Origin of the sequence: Streptomyces sp. NRRL B-3229 (assembly GCF_000719505.1) — a bacterium.
Classification (GTDB): domain Bacteria; phylum Actinomycetota; class Actinomycetes; order Streptomycetales; family Streptomycetaceae; genus Streptomyces; species Streptomyces griseorubiginosus.
In genome coordinates, this window is sequence record NZ_JOGP01000013.1 from 208,547 (window position 1) to 227,813 (window position 19,267).

General features: G+C 72.8%; 18 protein-coding genes. 8 read left to right on the forward strand and 10 right to left on the reverse strand.

Annotation, left to right across the window (positions count from 1 at the left end; genetic code table 11):
* Positions 1-83 precede the first annotated feature (83 nt).
* Genes IF54_RS0122925 through IF54_RS0122935 form a run of 3 tightly spaced genes read right to left on the reverse strand, consistent with a single transcriptional unit; the run spans position 84 to position 2,964 of the window.
* Positions 84-1,439, reverse strand: a complete 1,356-nt coding sequence (locus IF54_RS0122925) for an MFS transporter (RefSeq protein WP_030321624.1) — start codon at positions 1,437-1,439, stop codon at positions 84-86.
* 50 nt (positions 1,440-1,489) lie between these two features.
* Positions 1,490-2,257: a glycerophosphodiester phosphodiesterase gene (locus IF54_RS0122930; RefSeq protein ID WP_030321626.1), complete on the reverse strand. Its 768-nt coding sequence runs from the start codon at positions 2,255-2,257 to the stop codon at positions 1,490-1,492.
* Positions 2,254-2,964: a YczE/YyaS/YitT family protein gene (locus IF54_RS0122935; protein ID WP_420790500.1), complete on the reverse strand. Its 711-nt coding sequence runs from the start codon at positions 2,962-2,964 to the stop codon at positions 2,254-2,256. The genes IF54_RS0122930 and IF54_RS0122935 overlap by 4 nt, the downstream gene beginning before the upstream one ends.
* 64 nt (positions 2,965-3,028) lie before the next feature.
* Between IF54_RS0122935 and IF54_RS0122940 the strand changes: the two genes are divergently transcribed.
* A complete protein-coding gene (locus tag IF54_RS0122940) occupies positions 3,029-4,525 on the forward strand; it encodes a PLP-dependent aminotransferase family protein (RefSeq protein ID WP_030321630.1) in 1,497 nt (498 codons plus the stop codon).
* Positions 4,526-4,637: 112 nt separating this feature from the next.
* Here IF54_RS0122940 and IF54_RS0122945 read toward each other — a convergent pair whose 3' ends face one another.
* Together IF54_RS0122945 and IF54_RS0122950 are read right to left on the reverse strand one after the other, a co-directional pair.
* A complete protein-coding gene (locus IF54_RS0122945; protein ID WP_030321632.1) occupies positions 4,638-6,230 on the reverse strand; it encodes an ABC transporter ATP-binding protein in 1,593 nt (530 codons plus the stop codon).
* A gap of 40 nt (positions 6,231-6,270) precedes the next feature.
* Positions 6,271-6,465, reverse strand: a complete 195-nt coding sequence (locus IF54_RS0122950) for a hypothetical protein (protein WP_007380617.1) — start codon at positions 6,463-6,465, stop codon at positions 6,271-6,273.
* Positions 6,466-6,683: 218 nt separating this feature from the next.
* On the opposite strand from IF54_RS0122950, the gene IF54_RS0122955 reads away from it, so the two are divergent.
* The 5 genes from IF54_RS0122955 (at position 6,684) to IF54_RS0122975 (ending at position 12,176) form a co-directional block, all read left to right on the forward strand.
* Entirely contained in the window at positions 6,684-7,076 is a 393-nt protein-coding gene (locus IF54_RS0122955) for an ankyrin repeat domain-containing protein (protein WP_030321637.1), read from the forward strand.
* A 300-nt stretch (positions 7,077-7,376) separates the two neighbouring features.
* Positions 7,377-8,795, forward strand: coding sequence for a hypothetical protein (locus IF54_RS0122960; RefSeq protein WP_030321639.1), 1,419 nt, complete (start codon positions 7,377-7,379; stop codon positions 8,793-8,795).
* Between the two features lie 188 nt (positions 8,796-8,983).
* Positions 8,984-10,117: a glycosyltransferase family 4 protein gene (locus IF54_RS0122965; protein ID WP_030321641.1), complete on the forward strand. Its 1,134-nt coding sequence runs from the start codon at positions 8,984-8,986 to the stop codon at positions 10,115-10,117.
* Positions 10,114-11,277, forward strand: coding sequence for a glycosyltransferase (locus tag IF54_RS0122970; RefSeq protein WP_030321643.1), 1,164 nt, complete (start codon positions 10,114-10,116; stop codon positions 11,275-11,277). Before IF54_RS0122965 ends, IF54_RS0122970 begins: the two co-directional genes overlap by 4 nt.
* The gene (locus IF54_RS0122975; protein ID WP_420790501.1) at positions 11,274-12,176 is read left to right on the forward strand and encodes an SGNH/GDSL hydrolase family protein; all 903 of its coding nucleotides are present in this window, start codon (positions 11,274-11,276) and stop codon (positions 12,174-12,176) included. Before IF54_RS0122970 ends, IF54_RS0122975 begins: the two co-directional genes overlap by 4 nt.
* 42 nt (positions 12,177-12,218) lie before the next feature.
* Here IF54_RS0122975 and IF54_RS0122980 read toward each other — a convergent pair whose 3' ends face one another.
* The 5 genes from IF54_RS0122980 to IF54_RS0123000 form a co-directional block, all read right to left on the reverse strand.
* Positions 12,219-13,088 (reverse strand): biotin-dependent carboxyltransferase family protein, encoded by an 870-nt coding sequence (locus IF54_RS0122980; RefSeq protein WP_030321648.1) that lies wholly within the window; start codon positions 13,086-13,088, stop codon positions 12,219-12,221.
* Positions 13,089-13,187: 99 nt separating this feature from the next.
* Positions 13,188-13,799 carry a 5-oxoprolinase subunit B family protein gene (locus IF54_RS0122985; RefSeq protein ID WP_030321650.1) on the reverse strand — a complete coding sequence of 204 codons (612 nt, stop codon included), beginning with the start codon at positions 13,797-13,799 and terminating at the stop codon, positions 13,188-13,190.
* Positions 13,796-14,554 (reverse strand): LamB/YcsF family protein, encoded by a 759-nt coding sequence (locus tag IF54_RS0122990; RefSeq protein WP_030321652.1) that lies wholly within the window; start codon positions 14,552-14,554, stop codon positions 13,796-13,798. Before IF54_RS0122990 ends, IF54_RS0122985 begins: the two co-directional genes overlap by 4 nt.
* Before the next feature lie 39 nt (positions 14,555-14,593).
* Positions 14,594-15,385, reverse strand: coding sequence for a putative hydro-lyase (locus IF54_RS0122995; RefSeq protein ID WP_030321653.1), 792 nt, complete (start codon positions 15,383-15,385; stop codon positions 14,594-14,596).
* A 92-nt stretch (positions 15,386-15,477) separates the two neighbouring features.
* Positions 15,478-16,761, reverse strand: coding sequence for an MFS transporter (locus IF54_RS0123000; RefSeq protein ID WP_030321654.1), 1,284 nt, complete (start codon positions 16,759-16,761; stop codon positions 15,478-15,480).
* Positions 16,762-16,892: 131 nt separating this feature from the next.
* Here IF54_RS0123000 and IF54_RS0123005 point away from each other — a divergent pair, with 131 nt between their 5' ends.
* Positions 16,893-17,588: a GntR family transcriptional regulator gene (locus tag IF54_RS0123005; RefSeq protein WP_030321656.1), complete on the forward strand. Its 696-nt coding sequence runs from the start codon at positions 16,893-16,895 to the stop codon at positions 17,586-17,588.
* Positions 17,589-17,724: 136 nt separating this feature from the next.
* Positions 17,725-19,254, forward strand: a complete 1,530-nt coding sequence (locus tag IF54_RS0123010) for a hypothetical protein (RefSeq protein ID WP_030321659.1) — start codon at positions 17,725-17,727, stop codon at positions 19,252-19,254.
* The last annotated feature ends 13 nt before the right edge of the window (positions 19,255-19,267 follow it).

Sequence of the window (19,267 nt, forward strand, 5' to 3'; positions counted from 1 at the left end):
CCAGCGTTTCAGCATCTTTGACGCGCAGTAACGGTACGCCTGGCAGGCCAAACGCGTACACTACAGCGCTTTGGTGTTGAACGCTAAATCCTTTCGGGTACGGGATTGCCCGCGTCGCTGATCGCCTGCCGTACCGGAACCCTCGCGAGCAGGGCGAATCCGATGACGAAGAAGGCCACCAGGGAGATGATCGCGTCCCGGTAGCTTCCCGTCAGCTGGTAGGTGATCCCGAACAGCAGCGGTCCCAGCCAGCTCATGCCCCGGTCGCTCATCTCGTACGCCGAGAAGTACTCGGCCTCCTTGCCGGGCGGGACGAGATGGGAGAACAGGGAGCGGGACAGGGCCTGGCTGCCGCCGAGCACCAGCCCGATCCCGGACGCCAGGACGAAGAACCACACGGGCGCGCCGGCCGGCAGGAAGAACCCGGCCGCGAGGATCACCGCCCAGGCCACCAGCGAGCCGAGGATCGTGCGCTTGGCCCCGTGGGTCCGTGCGAGCCGGCCCAGCGCCAGCGCCCCCGCCACCGCGAGCACCTGGACCAGGAGCACGGCCGCGATGAGGGTCGACTGGCCGAGACGCAGCTCCTCCGAGCCGTAGACCGACGCCTGGGAGATGACGGTCTGGATGCCGTCGTTGTAGATCAGGTACGCCAGCAGGAAGGCGAGCGTGAGCGGGTGGCGGCGCATGCCGCGGACGGTGGCGGCGAGCTGCCGGAAGCCCGGGGCCGTGGGCTCCCTCGTCTCCCCGGCGGCAGACCTGCGGTCCCGCAGCCGGCGTAGCGGAATCAGCGCGAAGGCGCCCCACCACAGCCCGGCCGAGGCCAGGCAGATGCGGACCGCGGCGCTCTCGGAGAGGCCGAAGGACGCGTGGCCCATGTACAGGACGAGGTTCGCGACCAGGACCAGGGCGCCCGCCGCGTAGCCGAAGGCCCAGCCCTTGGAGGAGACCGCGTCGCGCTCCTCGGGCGTGGCGATCTGCGGGAGGTAGGAGTTGTAGAGCATCATCCCCACGGACTGCGCCGCGTTCGCGACGACCAGGAGGAAGCCACCGAGCAGATAGCGGTCGCCGCCGAGGAAGAACATGCCGGTCGTGGCCACGGCCCCGGTGCAGGCGGCGGCCGCGAGCAGCGGCTTCTTACGGCCGCTCCTGTCGGCGGCGGCGCCCACCAGGGGCATCACGAGCACGGCCACGATCACCGAGAGGGACACCGAGTAGGCGAAGAAGGAGCCCGCCCGCACCGGGATGCCCAGCGGATGGACGTAACCGTCCGCGTCCGCCGCGTTCTTGGCGACCGACGTCAGATACGGGCCGAGGAACACGGTGAGGACGCTCGTCGAGTAGACGGAGCACGCCCAGTCGTAGAAGTACCAGCCGCGCTGCTCGCGCCGCCGTTCGGCGGCCTCGTCGGCCGAACCCGCCCGCACGGTGTCGGTGCCCACCCGTGCCCTCGCTTCCCGGTGGTGCATGCGCGGGCCGGTGCCGGGACGGGTCAGACCCAGGTGCCCCGGTCCTCCATGACCTTGCGCAGAGTGTCGATGTGATCGGTCATGATGCCATCGACTCCCAGGTCAAGGAGCCGGTGCATGCGATCCGGTTCGTTGACGGTCCACACGTGCACCTGGAGCCCGTGTGCGTGGGCGGCGCGCACGAAGCGTTGGTCGACCACCGGGATGCCGGACTGGGCCTCGGGCACCTGGGCGGCGACGGCCGAGCGGCGCAGCGCCGCGGGCATTCCCCAGGAGCGCAGCCGCAGATTGAGCACGCCTCTCGTGCCGTACGAAGTCGCCAGGCGCGGCCCGGCCAGTCGCTGGGCGCGCATCACGCGCGCCTCGGAGAAGGAGCCGACGCAGATCCGGTCCCAGGTGTCGGTGCGCTCGGCGAGCTCCAGGAGTGGCAGGAGGGCCGGCTCGGCCTTGACGTCGATGTTCCAGCGGGCCTCGGGGAAGGTTTCCAGGAGCTCCTCGAAGAGCGGCACCGGCTCCTTGCCCGCCACGCGCGCGTGCCGTACGTCGGCCCATGGCAGGTCCGCTATCCGGCCCGCGCCGTCGGTCACCCGGTCCAGCGTGGCGTCGTGGAAGGCGACCAGCCTGCCGTCGGCGGTGGCGTGGACGTCGGTCTCCAGATAGCGGTAGCCGGCCTCGACCGCCTGCCGGAACTGGAAGACGGTGTTCTCCAGACCGTCCGCCGCCCCGCCCCGGTGAGCGAAGGGGATCGGGCCGGGATGGTCGAGGTAGGGGTGGCGTATCCGCGGGGTCACGGTCGCAGTATCGCTCCCCGTGGTTGCCCGGCGGCAACGACCGTGCTGCCGTCGGATGCCGGGGACACGGCGAACACCCGCAGGAAGAGCTGGGCGAGCGGGCCGATGGACACTGCGTAGAGGACGGTGCCGACGCCGATGGTGCCGCCGAGGGCGAACCCGGTGACCACGACCGCCATTTCGATCCCGGTCCGCAGCAGCCGGATCGAGCGCCCCGTGCGCCGGTGCAGCCCCGTCATCAGACCGTCCCTCGGCCCCGGGCCGAAGCGGGCCGCGATGTAGAGGCCGGTGGCCACCCCGTTGAGCAGGATGCCGGCCAGCAGGACAGGTGTCCGTACGGCGAGACCGTGCACGTCGGGGACGGCGGCCAGGGTGGCGTCCATGGCGATGCCGACCACGAAGACGTTGGAGACGGTGCCGAGCCCCGGCCGCTGGCGCAGCGGGATCCACAGCAGCAGCACCGCCGCGCCCACGATGATCGACACGACCCCGATGGACACACCGGTGAGCTCGGCGAGGCCCTGGTGCAGCACGCCCCAGGGCTCCAGGCCCAGGCCCGCCTCGACGAGCAGCGCGGAGCTGGCCCCGTAGAGGGCGAGTCCGACGTACAGCTGGATCAACCGTCGCCCGAGACGGCTCTGTGCGGACAAGGCGGGTTCCCCCTGATCGTGGACTGAATGCGAGGTGGTGCGGGTGGCCTGACACATGACACCCTGTGGCTTGGGATGACAAGCCATCCATGGCCAATTCGGGGAAGGTGGACTGATTTCAATGGCGCAGTGGACCTCGGCGGTGGGTGCCGCGCAGCTCGCCCGGCTCCTCAACTCCCAGCAGGACCGCCCGGCGGGCGCCGCCACGCGCCGCCCGCCGGCCTACCGCGCCCTCGCCGACGGCATCCGCCTGCTGGTCCTGGAGGGCCGGGTCCCGGTGGCCGCCCGGCTGCCCGCCGAACGCGAGCTGGCCCTCTCCCTGTCCGTCAGCCGTACGACGGTCGCGGCGGCGTACGAGGCGCTGCGGACCGAGGGGTTCCTGGAGTCCCGGCGCGGCGCGGGCAGCTGGACCGCCGTCCCGGCCGGGAACCCGCTTCCCGCCCGCGGCCTGGAACCCCTCCCGCCCGAGACCCTCGGTTCGATGATCGACCTGGGCTGTGCGGCCCTGCCCGCCCCCGAGCCCTGGCTGACCCGTGCGGTGCAGGGCGCCCTGGAGGAGCTGCCGCCGTACGCCCACACCCACGGCGACTACCCGGCGGGGCTTCCCGCCCTGCGCGCGATGATCGCCGAGCGCTACACCGCGCGCGGGATCCCGACCATGCCCGAGCAGATCATGGTCACCACGGGTGCGATGGGCGCGATCGACGCCATCTGTCATCTGTTCGGCGGACGCGGCGAGCGCATCGCGGTCGAGTCCCCCTCCTACGCCAACATCCTCCAGCTGATGAGGGAGGCGGGCGCCCGGCTGGTGCCCGTCGCGATGGCGGAGGGGCTCACCGGCTGGGACATGGACCGCTGGCGCCAGGTCCTGCGGGACGCGGCACCCCGGATCGCCTATGTCGTCGCCGACTTCCACAATCCGACCGGTGCGCTGGCCGACGAGGACCAGCGGCGCCGGCTGGTGGAGGCGGCGCGGTCCGCGGGAACCGTGCTGGTGGCCGACGAGACGATGACGGAGCTGTGGCTCGACGACGTCTCGATGCCGCGCCCGGTGTGCGCCTTCGACCCGGCCGGTTCCACCGTGGTCACCGTCGGCTCGGCCAGCAAGGCGTTCTGGGCGGGGATGCGCATCGGCTGGGTACGGGCGGCACCGGACGTCATCCGCAGCCTGGTCGCCGCGCGGGCCTACGCCGACCTCGGGACGCCGGTCCTCGAACAGCTGGCCGTGAACTGGCTGTTCAGCACCGGGGGCTGGGAGCACGCCGTGGAGCTGCGCCGAGGCCAGGCCCGGGAGAACCGGGACGCGCTGGTGGCGGCGGTGCGCAAGGAGCTCCCGTCCTGGGAGTTCGAGGTCCCGCAGGGCGGACTGACGCTGTGGGTGCGGGCCGGCGGACTGTCCGGCTCGCGGCTGGCGGAGGTGGGGGAGCGGGTCGGGGTCCGGGTGCCCTCCGGTCCGCGCTTCGGGGTCGACGGGGCTTTCGAGGGGTATGTGCGCCTGCCGTTCACCGTGGGAGGCGCGCTGGCCGAGGAGGCGGCGACACGGCTGGCCGCGGCGGCCAGGGTGGTGGAGAGCGGCGGCTCGGGCGGCGGGGAGTCACCGCGCACCTTCGTGGCGTGAGAAGGCCGACTGGACCCACCCAGGGGCGCGGGGCTGTGCTGAATGTGCGGCTACCGCCGCGTGGGCGCGACCAGCCCCCACCGGCCGGCAGGCGCAGGACCGGCCGTCACCCCTACGGCGCTTCCGCGACCACCGCTTCCGAAGCAACCGCTTCCGCGGCCACCGCGTCCGACGGAACCGTCTCCCCGTCGGCCGGAGTCGTCCGTTCCGGCAGCAGCGCCAGGACGGCCTGCCGGTCCGCCTCGCTCGTCGCGTCGTCGTAGGGATCCGGGGTCGCGGGAACCTGGAGCCGGTGCACGGGCCCCGTCCCGAGGCGGGCGTACCCCCGCCCGGGCGGCACCTGTGCCACGGGAGTCGTGTGCGGCGGCACCCCCAGCACGGCCTCCAGCTGCTCCGCGGTCGCGGGCCCCAGCACGACCCGCGCGCGCGTGTGCTGCCGTACCGGATCGCTCAGCGCCTCCGCGCTGTCGAACTGATCGGCCACCACCACCGTGACGTTCGCCGCACGGCCGTGCCGCAGGGGGACCTGGAGCAGGGACTGCGGATCCTTGCGGCCGTCCGCGGCGGCGAGGTGGGTGAAGGCTGTGGGACGGTCGAGCAGTACCCACAGGGGGCGCTTGGTGTCGTCCGGTGCGGGCCGGCCCGCCTGCCGGGCGCTGTTGACGGCGATCAGACGGCGCTCGGTCTCGGTCGCCGCCCATTCCAGGCTCGCCAGCGCCCCCGCAAGACCGCACTCGACCGCGAGGACGCCGTCCCGCCCGGTCAGGCACGCGTACTCGCCGGTGCCGCCGCCCTCGACGATGACGACGTCGCCGTACTGAAGGGCCTGGAGCGCGATCGAGCGCAGCAGGGTCGAGGTGCCGCTGCCCGGCTGGCCCATGACCAGCAGATGCGGCTCGGTGGAGCGGATGCCGGTGCGCCAGACGACCGGCGGGACGTCGAGCTGCCCGTCGCCGTAGCCGAGCGGGAGCGTGCGCTGGACCTGGGTGGGGTCGGTGAAGCCGAGGACCGTCTCGCCCGGGGCGGTGACGAACCGCTGGGCGGCGATGTCGGTGGGGAGCGGGGCGAGGACGGTCACGGTGAGTTCGTTGCCCTCCTCGTCCCAGGCGAAGTGGTACTCGCGGCCGCGGCCCGACTTGGCGTGCAGCAGCTGCTCGATGCGAGCCCGGGACTCTGCCTCGCCGTCGGTGAAGTAAGCGGGGTAGCGGACGAGAAGATGCGTGATGCGGCCGGTGGCGTCGAAGTCGTAGGCGGGGAAGGCCTTCTCCCACTCGCCGCCGTGCGTGTACAGCGGGTCCGGGTCCTCGGCGGCCGAGAAGTACGGGACGAGCGCTTCGTACAGCGACTGGAGGCGCTGGGTCTGCGACTCGTCGGGGCCTTCCGGCTCCGGGGACTTTCGCTCCCGGCCGTGCCAGGCCGCCGCCGCCATCAGGCTGATGACGGCGAGCAGCGGGCCGTACGGGACGAGCGCGACGACCAGGACCACCGAGGCCACCAGGAACAGCAGCGGCCCGCGTCTGTCCTTGGGGGTCTCGGCCCATCTGCGCCGTCCGGCCGAGGCCAGCCGGCGCAGACCGCGGGTGATCGTGATCAGCGGGTGGAGGACGTCGGTGGCGCTGTCGGCCGCCGTCCGGGCCAGCTCCCGGCTCCGGGCGATCTGCGCGCTGCCTGTGCTCAGGATGCGGGGGAGGGGGCGGCGGGCCACGGCTGTCTCCTGTAGGTGCGTACGGACGGGAGTGACGACGTCAGAACTTGATGCCGCCGAGGAGGCTCGCCAGGCTCTCGCCGCCGGCCTTGATGCTCGGGGCGATGGCCGTGCTGGCCAGGTAGAACCCGAACAGCGCCGAGATCAGGGCGTGGGAGGCCTTGAGTCCGTCCTTGCGGAAGAAGATGAAGACGACGATGCCGAGCAGTACGACACCGGAGATGGAGAGGATCATGTGAGTGCTCCTGGTTCGTGGGGACAGTCACCATGAGTACTTCCAGCATCACAGCATGTATCCATACGACAAAAGGTGCAAATGGGTGAAATTCTTTTGATTTCACCGGGTTGGCGGAGCCGTGGTGATCCTTACGTCCGGCACTTCGGGTCATGTGCGGCGCGAGCCAGTACCCTTGCGGTTCACCTGAACGGTTGTATTGAGAGGCGGTCCGGCCGATGAGCGAAGCCCCCGACCCCGAGGTCGTGGAGCTGGCGACCAAGATCTTCGATCTGGCCCGGCAGGGGCAGACCGAGGCGCTGGTTGCGTACGTCGACGCGGGTGTTCCGGCAGGCCTCACCAACGACCGCGGGGACTCGCTCGTGATGCTCGCCGCCTACCACGGCCACGCGGACGCGGTACGCGCCCTCGTCGCCCGCGGGGCGGCGGCCGGCGGCGTCAACGACCGGGGGCAGACACCGCTCGCGGGAGCGGTCTTCAAGGGCTCCGAGGGGGTCATCAAGGCCCTGCTCGAGGGCGGCGCCGACCCGGCCGAGGGCACCCCCTCGGCCGTCGACACCGCCCGGATGTTCGGCCGGACGGAGCTGCTCGAGCTGTTCGGCGCGCACTGATCCACATGTTCTGACCAGCGAAAACACACACAACGGGGGAGGCGGTACAGGGCCGCCGAAATTTCGGTCGCGGCAGACGGAAGTGCCGGGTCATCATGACGTCGTGGTTCACGGACGTGATGGCTGGGCAGGTGAGGCCGCACCGCGTGGACCGTGAAACGGTCCGCATGGGCCACCGACGAGAGGCAGAGGAAGATGGCTTACAGCAAGCAGGAAACGGCGGGCACCCCGACGTGTTGGCACGCGGCCAGGTAATGCACGTCCCCGGTTGCGTCGACGCTTGATGTGAGGCTGTTTCCCATGTTCGATCCGGTCATAGCGCCCAGCGGTACGCTGCTCGGCCTGCTCCAGCGGGGCCGCGGCGACGGCACACTGCACGCGCTCACCGCCCCGCGCGCCGAGGCGCTCGCGGCCCTGAACCACTGCGTGCTGCGCGATCCCCGCCACGACTGGCAGGTGGAGAACCGCTCCCTCTACTACGCCCGTCTCTACCTCGACCTGAACGGCGAGCTGGACGAGATCGAGGCGCACCTCTTCGAGGTGGACGACGTCTTCGACACCGAGGAGTCACGCACGGGCCTCGCCCTCGCCGTCCTCGGCCATCTCGCCTCCTACGGCAGGCGCGACGCGCTCGAACTCCTGCGCAGGTACGCCGCCTCGGGCTCGAACTGGGCCTGGGCGCTGGACGAACTCGCGCTGCGGGACGACGACGCGGGTCTGCGGGCCCTCGCCGCGCCCGTGCTCGCCCGGTTCGGCACCGATCCCGAGGGCGAGGCCGAGCTGGCCGTCGCCGTCCGGGACGCCTTCGAGCCGAGGCCCTGGCGGTTGTGGGCCGACGATCCCCGCGAATCCGTCTCCACGCGTGTGCGTGCCGCTCAGGAGGCCGGCTGTTTCGACCGCTGGCAACGCCAGATGCGACCTACCGGGCCCCGTCCGGGGTGGAGCGTGCGGGCCGTCTTCGAATGGGCCCAGCAGGGCGTCGAGCGGGGGGCCGCGCTGCATGTGCCCGCCGCCCGCTGTCTGGCCGCCGTGGCCGGACCCGAGGACCGGCCCGAGATCCTCGCGACCGCCGAGGACGGCACCGACGGGGCGCGCAGCACCGCTCTGCGCTACCTCGCCGACAGCAATGACGCCGCCGCCCTCGATCTGATCGAACGGGCCGTGGCGACCGGCCCCGCGGCCGTCGTGGAGGCCGCGCTCGACTCATTCGAACGCATGCGCAGTATCGCCGCCGTCGACCGGGCCCGGAGCTGGGCGCGACGGCCCGATCCGCTCGGAGCCGCCGCCGGACGCATGCTCGCCTGTCTGGGCGGAGCCCAGGACCGCGACCTCGTGCTCGCGACCCTCAGGGAGGCCGTCCGGGGCGAGGGCCCCGACGCACCCACCCTGTGGACCCTCGTCGACGGCGCCGGACGGCTCGGCATCGCCTGCGCCGCCCCCGTGCTGCGCCACGTCTACCGGGAGACGGCCTCCTCCCATCTGCGTGGCCGCGCCGCCCACGCGCTCGCCGCCACCGATCCCTCCTTCCCCACCGGCTTCGCGGTCGAGTGCCTCTGGGACTGCGAGGAGACCACCCGCGAGATCGCCGCCCGGCACGCCGAGACCGGCGACGCCCGGGTGGTGGAACGACTGCGCAGGCTCGCCGCCGACCCGGCCGAGGAGGCCGAGGTCCAGACAGTCGTCCGCAGCCGCATCGGACCGGACACCGCCGCCATGTGACACCGGCCCCGGGAGGGGACCGCCGGGCACCGTCCCGCCCGGCCGGTGAACACGCGGTGACCCGTGGGTCAGGTCGGCATGGACACGGCCTGACCTGCTCGGGTGCGCAGCGGAACGCTCATGGGACGTTCACCGTTCGCAAAGATCCACGTTGACGCGGGCACGTCCAGTACGGCGACAACACCGGTATGCGTGTCGTCATAGTGACCGAATCCTTTCCCCCCGATGTGAACGGCGTGGCCCACTGCGCGCTCCAGACCGCCCGGCACCTCGTAGATCGCGGTCACCTCCCGCTCGTCGTCGCGCCGGCCACCGCGTCCGGCCCCGGGCCCGGCGTGGACGCCCTCGCGCCCTGCCCCGTCGTCCGTGTCCCCTCCCTCCCGCTCCCGGGCTACCCCCAGGTCCGCGTCGCCCTCCCCAGCAGGCGCGTGGCCGCGGCGATCGCCGAGCACCGCGCCGACGTCGTCCACCTGGCCAGCCCCTTCGTCCTCGGCGTCCGCGGCATGGCCGCCGCCGCCCGGCTCGGCATCCCCGCCGTGGCCGTCTACCAGACCGACCTCGCCGGATACGCCCGCACCTATGTGCACGCGGGCGAGGCCGCGGCCTGGCGCCGCATCCGCTCCGTGCACGCCGCCGCCGACCTCACCCTCGCCCCGTCCAGCGCCTCCCTGCGCGACCTGGAGGCGCACGGCGTGCCCCGGGTCAAGCTGTGGCCGCGGGGCGTCGACACCGTCCGGTTCCGCCCCGAACTGCGCGACGAGACCCTGCGTCGGCAGCTCGCCCCGAACGGCGAGACGATCGTCGGATACGTCGGCCGGCTCGCCCCCGAGAAGCACGTCGAACTGCTGGCCGACACCTGCCGCCTGGAGGGCGTCAAGGTCGTGGTGGTCGGCGACGGACCGAGCGAACCCGCGCTCACCGAAGCCCTGCCCGGCGCGGTCTTCCTGGGCCGCCGCACGGGCGACGACCTGGCCCGGATCTTCGCCTCCTTCGACGTCTTCGCACACACCGGGCCCTTCGAGACCTTCTGCCAGACCGTGCAGGAGGCCATGGCCAGCGGGGTGCCGGTGGTCGCGCCCGCCTCGGGCGGACCGCTGGACCTGGTCGCCCACGGGCGCACCGGGTTCCTTGTCCCGCCGCGCGACCCCGCCGCCGTACGGGACGCGGTGCGGTTCCTGGCCGCCGACCCCGGCCTGCGCGCCGCCTTCGGCTCCGCCGCGCGGGCCCTGGTCGAGGGGCGTACCTGGGCGGCCGTCGGCGACCAGCTGATCGGCCACTACGGTGCCGTCCTCGCCGGCCGGAAGACGGCGGTGGCGGCATGAGCGGCCAGTCGCTGCGGATCGTCCGGCTCGCCAACTTCGTCGCCCCCGCCTCGGGCGGCCTGCGCACCGCCCTGCGGGAACTCGGCAAGGGCTACCAGGAGGCCGGACACGAGGCGGTGCTCGTCGTGCCGGGCGACCGCGCGAGCGACCGGCAGACCGAGCAGGGACGCGTCATCACCCTGCCCGGACCGCTGCTCCCCGGCACCGGCGGTTACCGCGTCCTCGCCGACAAGCCCCGCGTGGCCCGGCTCCTGGAGGAACTCGCCCCCGACCGCCTGGAGGTCTCCGACCGGACGACCCTCAGATGGACCGGCAAGTGGGCCCGCCGCGCCCGGGTCCCCGCCGTGATGGTCTCCCACGAGACCGCTGACGGCGTCCTGCGCACCTGGGGACTGCCGGAGAACGCGGCCCGGCGCGCCGCCGACGCCCTCAACGTCCGTACGGCGCACACGTACGCGCGCGTGGTGTGCACCACGGAGTTCGCGGAACGGGAGTTCGTACGGATCGGGGCCCGGAACGTCGTACGGGCCCCGCTGGGTGTCGATCTGGTCGCGCGGCACCCGGCACTGCGTGATGCGGGCCTCAGGAGCCGGTACGCGCGCGAGGACGAGACACTGCTCGTGACGTGCACCCGGCTCTCCGTCGAGAAGCGGCCGAGCACCGCCCTGGACGCCGTCGAGTCCCTGGTGCGCCGGGGCCGGCGCGCGGTGCTCGTGGTGGCCGGGGACGGGCCGCTGCGGCCGCGCCTGGAGCAGCGGGCGCGTGAACGCGGGCTGCCGGTGACCTTCCTCGGGCACATCGCGGACCGCGGGCTGCTCGGCGGGCTCCAGGCCTCCGCCGACGTGTGCCTGGCCCCCGGGCCCGCCGAGACCTTCGGGCTCGCCGCGCTGGAGGCCATGGCCTGCGGCACCCCGGTCGTGGTGAGCGCCTCCTCCGCGCTGCCGGAGGTGATCGGTTCCGCCGGGGCCGTCGCCGCCGACCGCGGGGAGGCGTTCGCAGACGCCGTGGACCAGCTGCTGGAAGGTCCGGAGGCCGAGCGTCGCGGGATCGCACGCGCGCGTGCGGAGTGCTTCGGGTGGGACACCGCGGTGCGGGCCTTTCTCGCCGCGCACGACACGGAGGCACTCGTACGGCGGTCCGTGCCCGGGGGTGTGGCATGAGCGGGGGGCCTGTCGTGAGCGCGGTGGATGTCGTGAAAGGCCGTGTCGCGAGAGGCCCGCGCTTCGTCGCCCTCGGTGACTCGCTCACCGAGGGCGTCGGGGACCCCGTCGGTGACGGGTGGCGCGGCTGGGCCGCCCTGCTCGCCGACGGGCTGTCCGATGCGGACGTCGAGTTCACCAACCTCGCGGTGAGCGGGGCGCAGACGCGGGACGTGCTGGAGAAGCAGCAGCCGGTGGCGCTCGCACTGCGGCCGGATGTCGTGTCCGTGGTGGTCGGCGTCAACGACACCCTGCGCTGCACCTTCGACATCCACGCGGTCGCCGCCCGCCTGGACCGGGTGTACGCGGCCTTCAGCGAGCAGGGCGCCCTGCTGCTCACGGCTTGTCTGCCCGATCCGGGGACGATGCTCGGGTTGCCGGGTGCGCTGTCCCGGCCGCTGGCCCGGCGGCAGCGGTCGGTCAACACCGTGGTGCACGCGCTGTCGGAGCGGTACGGGGCGGTGCATCTGCACGCGGCCGAGGGCGAGTGGACCACCGAGCGGACCATGTGGAGCGCCGACCGGCTGCATCCCGGGGAACGGGGGCACCGGCAGCTCGCGGCGAGGTTCCACGCGTTGCTGGCCGAGCGCGGTCGGGCCACCGGCCCCGCGCCCTCACCCGAGCCGGAGTTCCCGGTCCCCACGAGGGCGAGGAGTCTGTGGTGGCTGGCGACGGCCGGTACGGGGTGGGTCGTCCGGCGGTGCACGGATCTGCTGCCCCAACTGCTGGCGCTGGCCGCCGACGAGACGCGGCACCAGGTGCGGGGAACCAGCGCCAGGCTGGACCTGCGGACGGCCCACGCGGTCTCCACGGCGCTGGCGGCACTGTCCGTGGCCGAGCAGCGGCCGGAGGCGGCATAGGGGCTCGGCGGGGGCCCTCAGGTATCGCCCTCGCCCGGAGCCCTACCGCCGTCGTACCGCCAGGAAGCGCACGGGCGTTCCCGGTACCGCCTGGGCCGCCGCAGACAGGTCCGGTTCGCGGACCACTCCGATCACCGGGTAGCCACCGGTGGTCGGGTGGTCGGCCAGGAAGACCACCGGTCTGCCGTCGGGCGGCACCTGGACCGCGCCCAGGACCATTCCCTCGCTGGGGAGTTCGCCCCTGAGCCTGCGCTCCAGGGCGGGGCCTTCCGTGCGCAGGCCGATCCGGTTGCTCGCCGAGGACACCCGGAAGCCGCGAGTCGTGAAGTCCCGCACCGCTTCCGGCGTGAACCAGTCGTTCCGCGGGCCCAGGGTGACCCGCAGGAGCAGCTCGGTGGGGGGCGCGGGCTGCGGTGCCGTGTCCACGCGCGTGTGGAGCGGTTCCGGGGTGCCCAGGGGCAGTATCGCGCCGTCCGAGAGGGGAGGCGGGCCCAGGCCCGACAGGAGGTCGGTGGAGCGGCTGCCGAGGACCGGCTCCACGGTGACGCCGCCGGAGACGGCCACATAGCTTCGTACCCCGTACAGGGCCGAGCCGACCGTCAGCAGCGCTCCCGCCGGTACGTGCACCGGGGCGGCCCAGGAGGCCGGGCGGCCGTCCACCGTGACCGGGCAGGGGGCGCCCGTGACGGCCACGGTGACCGTCGAACGGGGGCGCAGCGCGCAGCCGTTGAGCGTGGTCTCCAGGACGGCTGCCTCGGGGCGGTTGCCGACCAGACGGTTGGCGAGGGCGGCCGCGGGGCCGTCGAGCGCCCCCGAGCGGGGCACGCCGAGGTGGGCGTGACCGGGGCGGCCCCGGTCCTGGACGGTCGTCAGGGCGCCGGCCCGGGCGACGAAGAGGGCGCGGTCGCTCATGGCGCCTCCACGGGGGCGACGAAGAGGGCGCGGTCGCTCATGCCGCCTCCACGGGACGGTGGGGCTGTTCCGCCGCCGGCGTCCTGAGGGTCCGGTTCCTCATGGCGCCTCCACGAAGCGGACCCGGGTGCCCGGTGACAGGAGAGCGGCCGGGACGCGCGCGTGGTCCCACAGGACGGCGTCCGTGGTGCCGATGAGCTGCCAGCCGCCCGGGGACGAGCGCGGGTACACGCCCGTGTACGGGCCGGCGAGCGCCACCGAGCCCGCTGGCACGGCTGTGCGAGGGGTGTCCCGGCGCGGGACGTGGTACCGGGCGGGCAGACCGGTGAGGTAGCCGAAGCCGGGGGCGAACCCGCAGAAGGCCACGGTGAATTCGGAACCGGCGTGGATGCGGGCCACCTCCCGGGGCGGGACGCCCCAGTGCGCTGCCACGTCGGCCAGGTCCGGGCCGTCGTAGCGCACCCGGAGTTCGACGGCCTCACGCGCGCGCGGGGGAGCGGGCGGTACCTCGGCGGCGGTGAGCTCGGCGGCCAGACGCGCCGGGTCCGCGAGACCGTCGAGAAGGACCGTCCGGGCGGCCGGGACGATCTCGCCGACCGACAGCGAGCCCTCCGCGCGGCGCCGCACCAGCTCGGCGTGCAGGGCCTGGGCCTCCTCGCCCGAGGAGACCTCGACGAGCAGGGCGTGGTCCCCGACCGGCAGCGTCCTCATACGAAGGCCTCCACGCGGATCCCCGAGGACTCCAGCCGCTCCCGGACCCGGCGGGCCAGGTCCACCGCGCCCGGTGTGTCCCCGTGCAGGCACAGGGAGCGAGCGTCGACGTCGACGCGGGCCCCCGAGCGGGCGGTGACCGTGCGGTCCCGGGCCAGGCGCAGCGAGCGCTCCACCACTGCTTCCGGGTCGGTCACCACAGCGCCCTCCTGCCCGCGTGGCACGAGGGTGCCCTCCTCGGTGTACGCGCGGTCCGCGAAGGCCTCCGTGACGCCCGTCAGGCCCGCCGCGCGGGCCGCTTCCAGGAGGCGCGAGCCGGGCAGCCCGAGCACGGGCAGAGCGTCGTCGGCCAGGAGAACGCCCGCGACGACCGCCGCGGCCTGCTCCTCGTCGTGCACGACCCGGTTGTACAGCGCTCCGTGCGGCTTGACGTAGGACACGCGCGTGCCCGCGGCCCGGGCGAAGACCTCCAGGGCGCCGATCTGGTAGGCCACCTCGGCCGTCAGCTCGGCGGACGGCACGTCCATCGCGCGCCGCCCGAAGCCCGCCAGGTCCCGGTAGGAGACCTGGGCGCCGACCCGCACCCCGCGCGCGGCCGCCAGCTCGCACACCCGCCGCATGGTGACCGCGTCCCCGGCGTGGAACCCGCAGGCCACGTTGGCGCTGGTGACGACGGTGAGCAGTTGCTCGTCGTCGGTCAGTCGCCAGCGGCCGAAGCCCTCGCCGAGGTCGGCGTTCAGATCGATCGAGGTCATGGAACTCTCGGTTCTCCTCACGGGGACTCGAGCGGCTTCTCAGGCCACTCGGTACTGCTCGTCGCGGGCGTCGGTCAGGAACATCTGGCCTGGTGCGTGGGTGAGCGCGAACGGCGGGCGGGAGGCCATGACCGCGGCCTGCGGGGTCACTCCGCAGGCCCAGAACACCGGGATGTCGTCCGGTTCGGCGGCCACCGGGTCGCCGAAGTCGGGACGGCCGAGGTCGTCGATGCCGAGCGCGGACGGATCACCGCAGTGCACGGGGCTGCCGTGCACCGCCGGAAGCAGGCTGCTCTCCCGGATGGCGGCTGCCAGGTGCTGAGGAGGTACGGGGCGCATCGACACCACCATGGGTCCGTGCAGCCGCCCCGCGGGACGGCACTGTCGGCTGGTCACGTACATGGGAACGTTCCGGCCCTGCTCGATGTGCCGGATCGGGACGCCCGCCCCCGAAAGTGCCCACTCGAAGGTGAAGCTGCACCCGATCAGGAATGAAACCAGGTCGTCGCGCCAGTAGGCGCGCACGTCCGTCGGCTCGTCCACCAGCTCGCCGTCCTGCCACACCCGGTAGCGCGGCAGATCGGTGCGCAGGTCGGCGCCGTCCGCGAGCACGGTGGTCCACGCTCCTGCGTCCGTGACGTCGAGGACCGGGCACGGCTTGGGGTTGCGCTGGCAGAAGAGCAGCATGTCGTACGCCCAGTCGGCGGGCACCGAGATCAGGTTCACCTGGGTGTGGCCGGCCGCGACACCGGCGGTGGGGCCGGCCAGACCCGCGCGGAAGCGGGTGCGGGCCTGTGCCGGGCTCCACGCGTGCGCGTGCTCGTCGACCAGGGTGAGGGGGCGGTCCTCGGCCGGTCGGGCCTGTGCGAGGGCGAGGCGGCGGTCCTCGGTCGTGCGGGCCGGTGCCAGGTCTTCCGTGCGGTTCACGCGAGTTCCTTTCCACGGGTCTCCGGCAGTCCGAGCAGGGCCAGTGCGGCGATGCCGTAGCCGATGGCGCCGAAGACCAGCGCCCCGCCCACCCCCCAGCTGTCCGCCAGGAAGCCGACGGTGGTCGGGAAGACCGCGCCGACCGCACGGCCGGCGTTGTACGTGAAGCCCTGGCCCGAGCCGCGCACCGCTGTCGGGTACAGCTCGCTCAGATAGGAACCGAAACCGCTGAAGATCGCCGACATGCAGAACCCGAGGGGGAACCCGAGCACCAGGAGCCAGGTGTCGGCTCCGCTCGGGAGGTTGCCGTAGGCCACGATGCAGACGGCCGAGAGCAGCGCGAAGAGCCAGATGTTGCGCCGGCGGCCCAGCCGGTCGGTCAGGTAGCCGCCGGTCAGATAGCCGAGGAAGGCCCCGGAGATCAGGAAGGTCAGATAGCCGCCCGTGCCGACCACCGACAGCCCGCGGTCGCTCTTCAGGTACGTCGGCACCCAGGTGGCCAGCGTGTAGTAGCCGCCCTGCACTCCGGTGGACAGCAGCCCCGCGAAGATTGTCGTACGCAGCAGGTCGGGCTTGAAGATGGCCGTGAAGGACCCCTTGCCGGCGCTCTTCTCACGCACTGCGACCGCCTCGGGGGCGTCCTGGACACGGCGGCGCATCCACACCACCAGCAGTGCGGGCAGCGCCCCGGTCCAGAACATCACGCGCCAGGCCGTGCCGTCGTCGAAGACCGAGAAGACCAGCGTGTACATGATCGCGGCCATGGCCCAGCCCACGGCCCACGAGCTCTGGATCGCGCCCAGGGTGCGGCCCCGGTGCCTGGCGCTCGCGTACTCGGCGACCAGGATCGCGCCGACCGCCCACTCGCCGCCGAAGCCGAGGCCCTGGAGAGCGCGGAAGACCAGCAGCGACTCGAAGTTCGGGGCGAAACCGCAGGCCACGGTGAAGATCGCGTACGTGATCACCGTGATCATCAGCGCCCGGACCCGGCCGGCCCGGTCGGCCAGCACTCCCGCCAGCGCGCCGCCGATCCCGGAGGCCAGCAGGGTGACGGTGGTGAACAGGCCGGTCTGGCCGCTGTCCAGGCCGAAGTACGCGGCCAGCGCGACCATGCTCAGCGGGAGCGTGAAGTAGTCGTAGGAGTCGAGGGCGTAGCCGCCGAACGCGCCGGCGAAAGCGCGCCGGCCACGCGGACCGAGCGCCCGGAACCAGCCCAGGGCGCCGTCTTCGGTCGTGGTGGCGCTCTCGTGCCGGGTCTGAGGGGGACGGGTTGTGCTCATGGGCACCTCGCAGGAGGAGGACGGAGGGTGCGGAGCTGAACCGTGCGGTGTGCCAGCAACGTAGAGGATCGTTCAACGATCCTTCAATACCCCTGTTGTTTCGTTCTCCTCACTGCGGTTGAATTCCGGGCATGGCAGAGCAGCTGAGCGGACTGGCCGACGACCGTGCCCTCCTGGGCCGCACCAGCACGGCCGAGCGGGTCTCGGACATCCTGAGGAGCCGCATCGCCGAGGGCTATTTCCCGCCAGGGACACGCCTCTCGGAGGACAGCATCGGAGGCGCGCTCGGGGTCTCCCGCAACACCCTGCGTGAGGCGTTCCGGCTGCTCACACACGAGCGCCTGCTGGTCCACGAACTGAACCGGGGCGTGTTCGTGCGGGTCCTGACCGTCGAGGACGTCGACGACATCTACCGCACCCGCGCCCTCGTCGAGTGCGCCGTCGTCCGCGGTCTCGGCGAGCCGCCGTACGCCCTGGACGCGCTCGCCGAGGCGGTCGCCGAGGGGCAGCGCGCGGTACGCGAAGGTGACTGGAAAACGCTGGGCACGGCCAACATCCACTTCCACCGCGAACTCGTCGCCCTCGCCGGCAGCGACCGCACCGACGAACTGATGCGCAGCGTCTTCGCCGAACTCCGCCTGGCGTTCCACGTGGTGGACGACCCGAAGTCCCTGCACGAGCCGTACCTGGCCAGAAACCAGCAGATCCTGGAGGCGCTGGAGGCGGGCGACCGGAAGGAGGCGGAACGGCTGCTGGCCGTGTACCTCGCGGATTCGTTGGGGCGAGTGGTCGAGGTGTACAGACGAAGGGTGGGCGAGGACACCTAGTCAGGGGCGCGGGGAACTGCGCGATCAGCCCCCACCGGACCGCAGGCGATCGGCAACAGGTAGTCGCCCGCCCTACCGCCGGAGGCGATCCGCGTCGTTTGGGGAGTTGTCAGACCCAGCACCTAGTCTGTGCACCGTGACTTCGCCTGCATCGACGGACAGCGTTCCGCCCCAGTTCAGCGCGGGGCCGCGCCCCGCACCGGGCCCGGCCGCCGACGAGGGACTGGCGCGGCGGCTGCGCGCGCTCGCGTGCACCGCGCCGCTGCACGACCTGGACGCGCGCAAGGCGAACCTCGCCGGTGAGTACTCGGTGTACGGCATGGCCGAGGTGGCCCTCGCCGGCATCGACCTGGTCACCCTGAACATGGACTTCGACACCGGCGCCGACCACGACCAGATCGTCGCCCGCCTCATCCCGCGCATCGCCGCCCAGGCCCCCCAGCGGCCCGTCGCCGAGCACGAGCGCGTGGCCCGCTGGGTGCTGGAGAACCTGATCAACGTCGGCAGCGTGGACCGCGGATTCCGGGCGGTCTACGGCACATTCGCCCCCGACGGCACCTATGTCCGGCGCGACTACGACTTCAAGCTGATCGAGGAGGTCCCTGGCCCCGGCGGCTCGGTCTACCTCCGCACGACCGACGAGGCGGTCAACGTCCTGGTCGGCGCCCTGGACACCGATGTCACCAGCGCCCAGATCGCCGCCGAGGTCAAGCTGGAGGTGCTGATCAGCCGCGGCCGCCTCGCCGACGCCCAACTCGCCGCCGAGCAGGCCCGGTACCGGACCGTGCAGTACTCCGAGACCCTGCGCAGGGCGCTGGACGCGACCCGGCGCAATGTCCGGGCCGTCGACTGGCTGAACTCCGTGCCGGACATGATCGCCGAGGCGCTGGACCACGTCGCCGACCGGTACCGCCACGAGAACGCGATCCTCACCAACATCCGCAAGGCACGGGACGAGTCCGAGGACCCCGAGCAGAAGCGCCGGGCCGCCGAACTCGTCGACATCGTCAAGGACTGCATCCGCCGCCACACCCAGCTCCAGTCCCGGCTCCTGGAAGCGGGCCCGCTGTTCCGCGCCGAGCAGGACCGCCAGGCCTTCGCCACCCCCATGACCACGGCGGGGATAGACCTCTACGGCCACCTCGTCGCGCCCGTGCTGCCCCTGCCGCTGGAACAGGCCACGCGGGTCACGGACGCCTTCTTCGCGCGCGGGACCGGCATGCGCACACCGGTGTCGGTGCGGGTGGGCGACCTCGTCGACATACTGCTGACCCCGCCCATGGAGCGGGAGCACCTGGGCGCGGAAATGCCGGAGCCGGACCTGATCGCCACCCCCGACGACAGCCGGTTCAGCGAGGAGCAGCTGGCGGCCGCGAAGGAGCTGCTGGACCTGCCGGCGGACGCACCCCGGCGCCTGTCGGGACTCCTTGCGGATGCCCGCCGGGCCGGTGGCTTCGACCTGGCCTACCTGGTGGCCCTGATGTCGCTCCACGCGGCCAGCCCCCCGGTCGGCACCGCCTACCGCCAGGGCGAGGAGAAGCTGCTCTTCGCCGTGGACGACGGCACGGAACTCGACGACCCGGACTTCGGCGGCGCCGACCTCATCGTCGGCACCGCTCTCCTGGACGCCCTGGGGATGGCGGCGGACCGGACGGAAGCAGCATGAGCCAGCAAGAGCG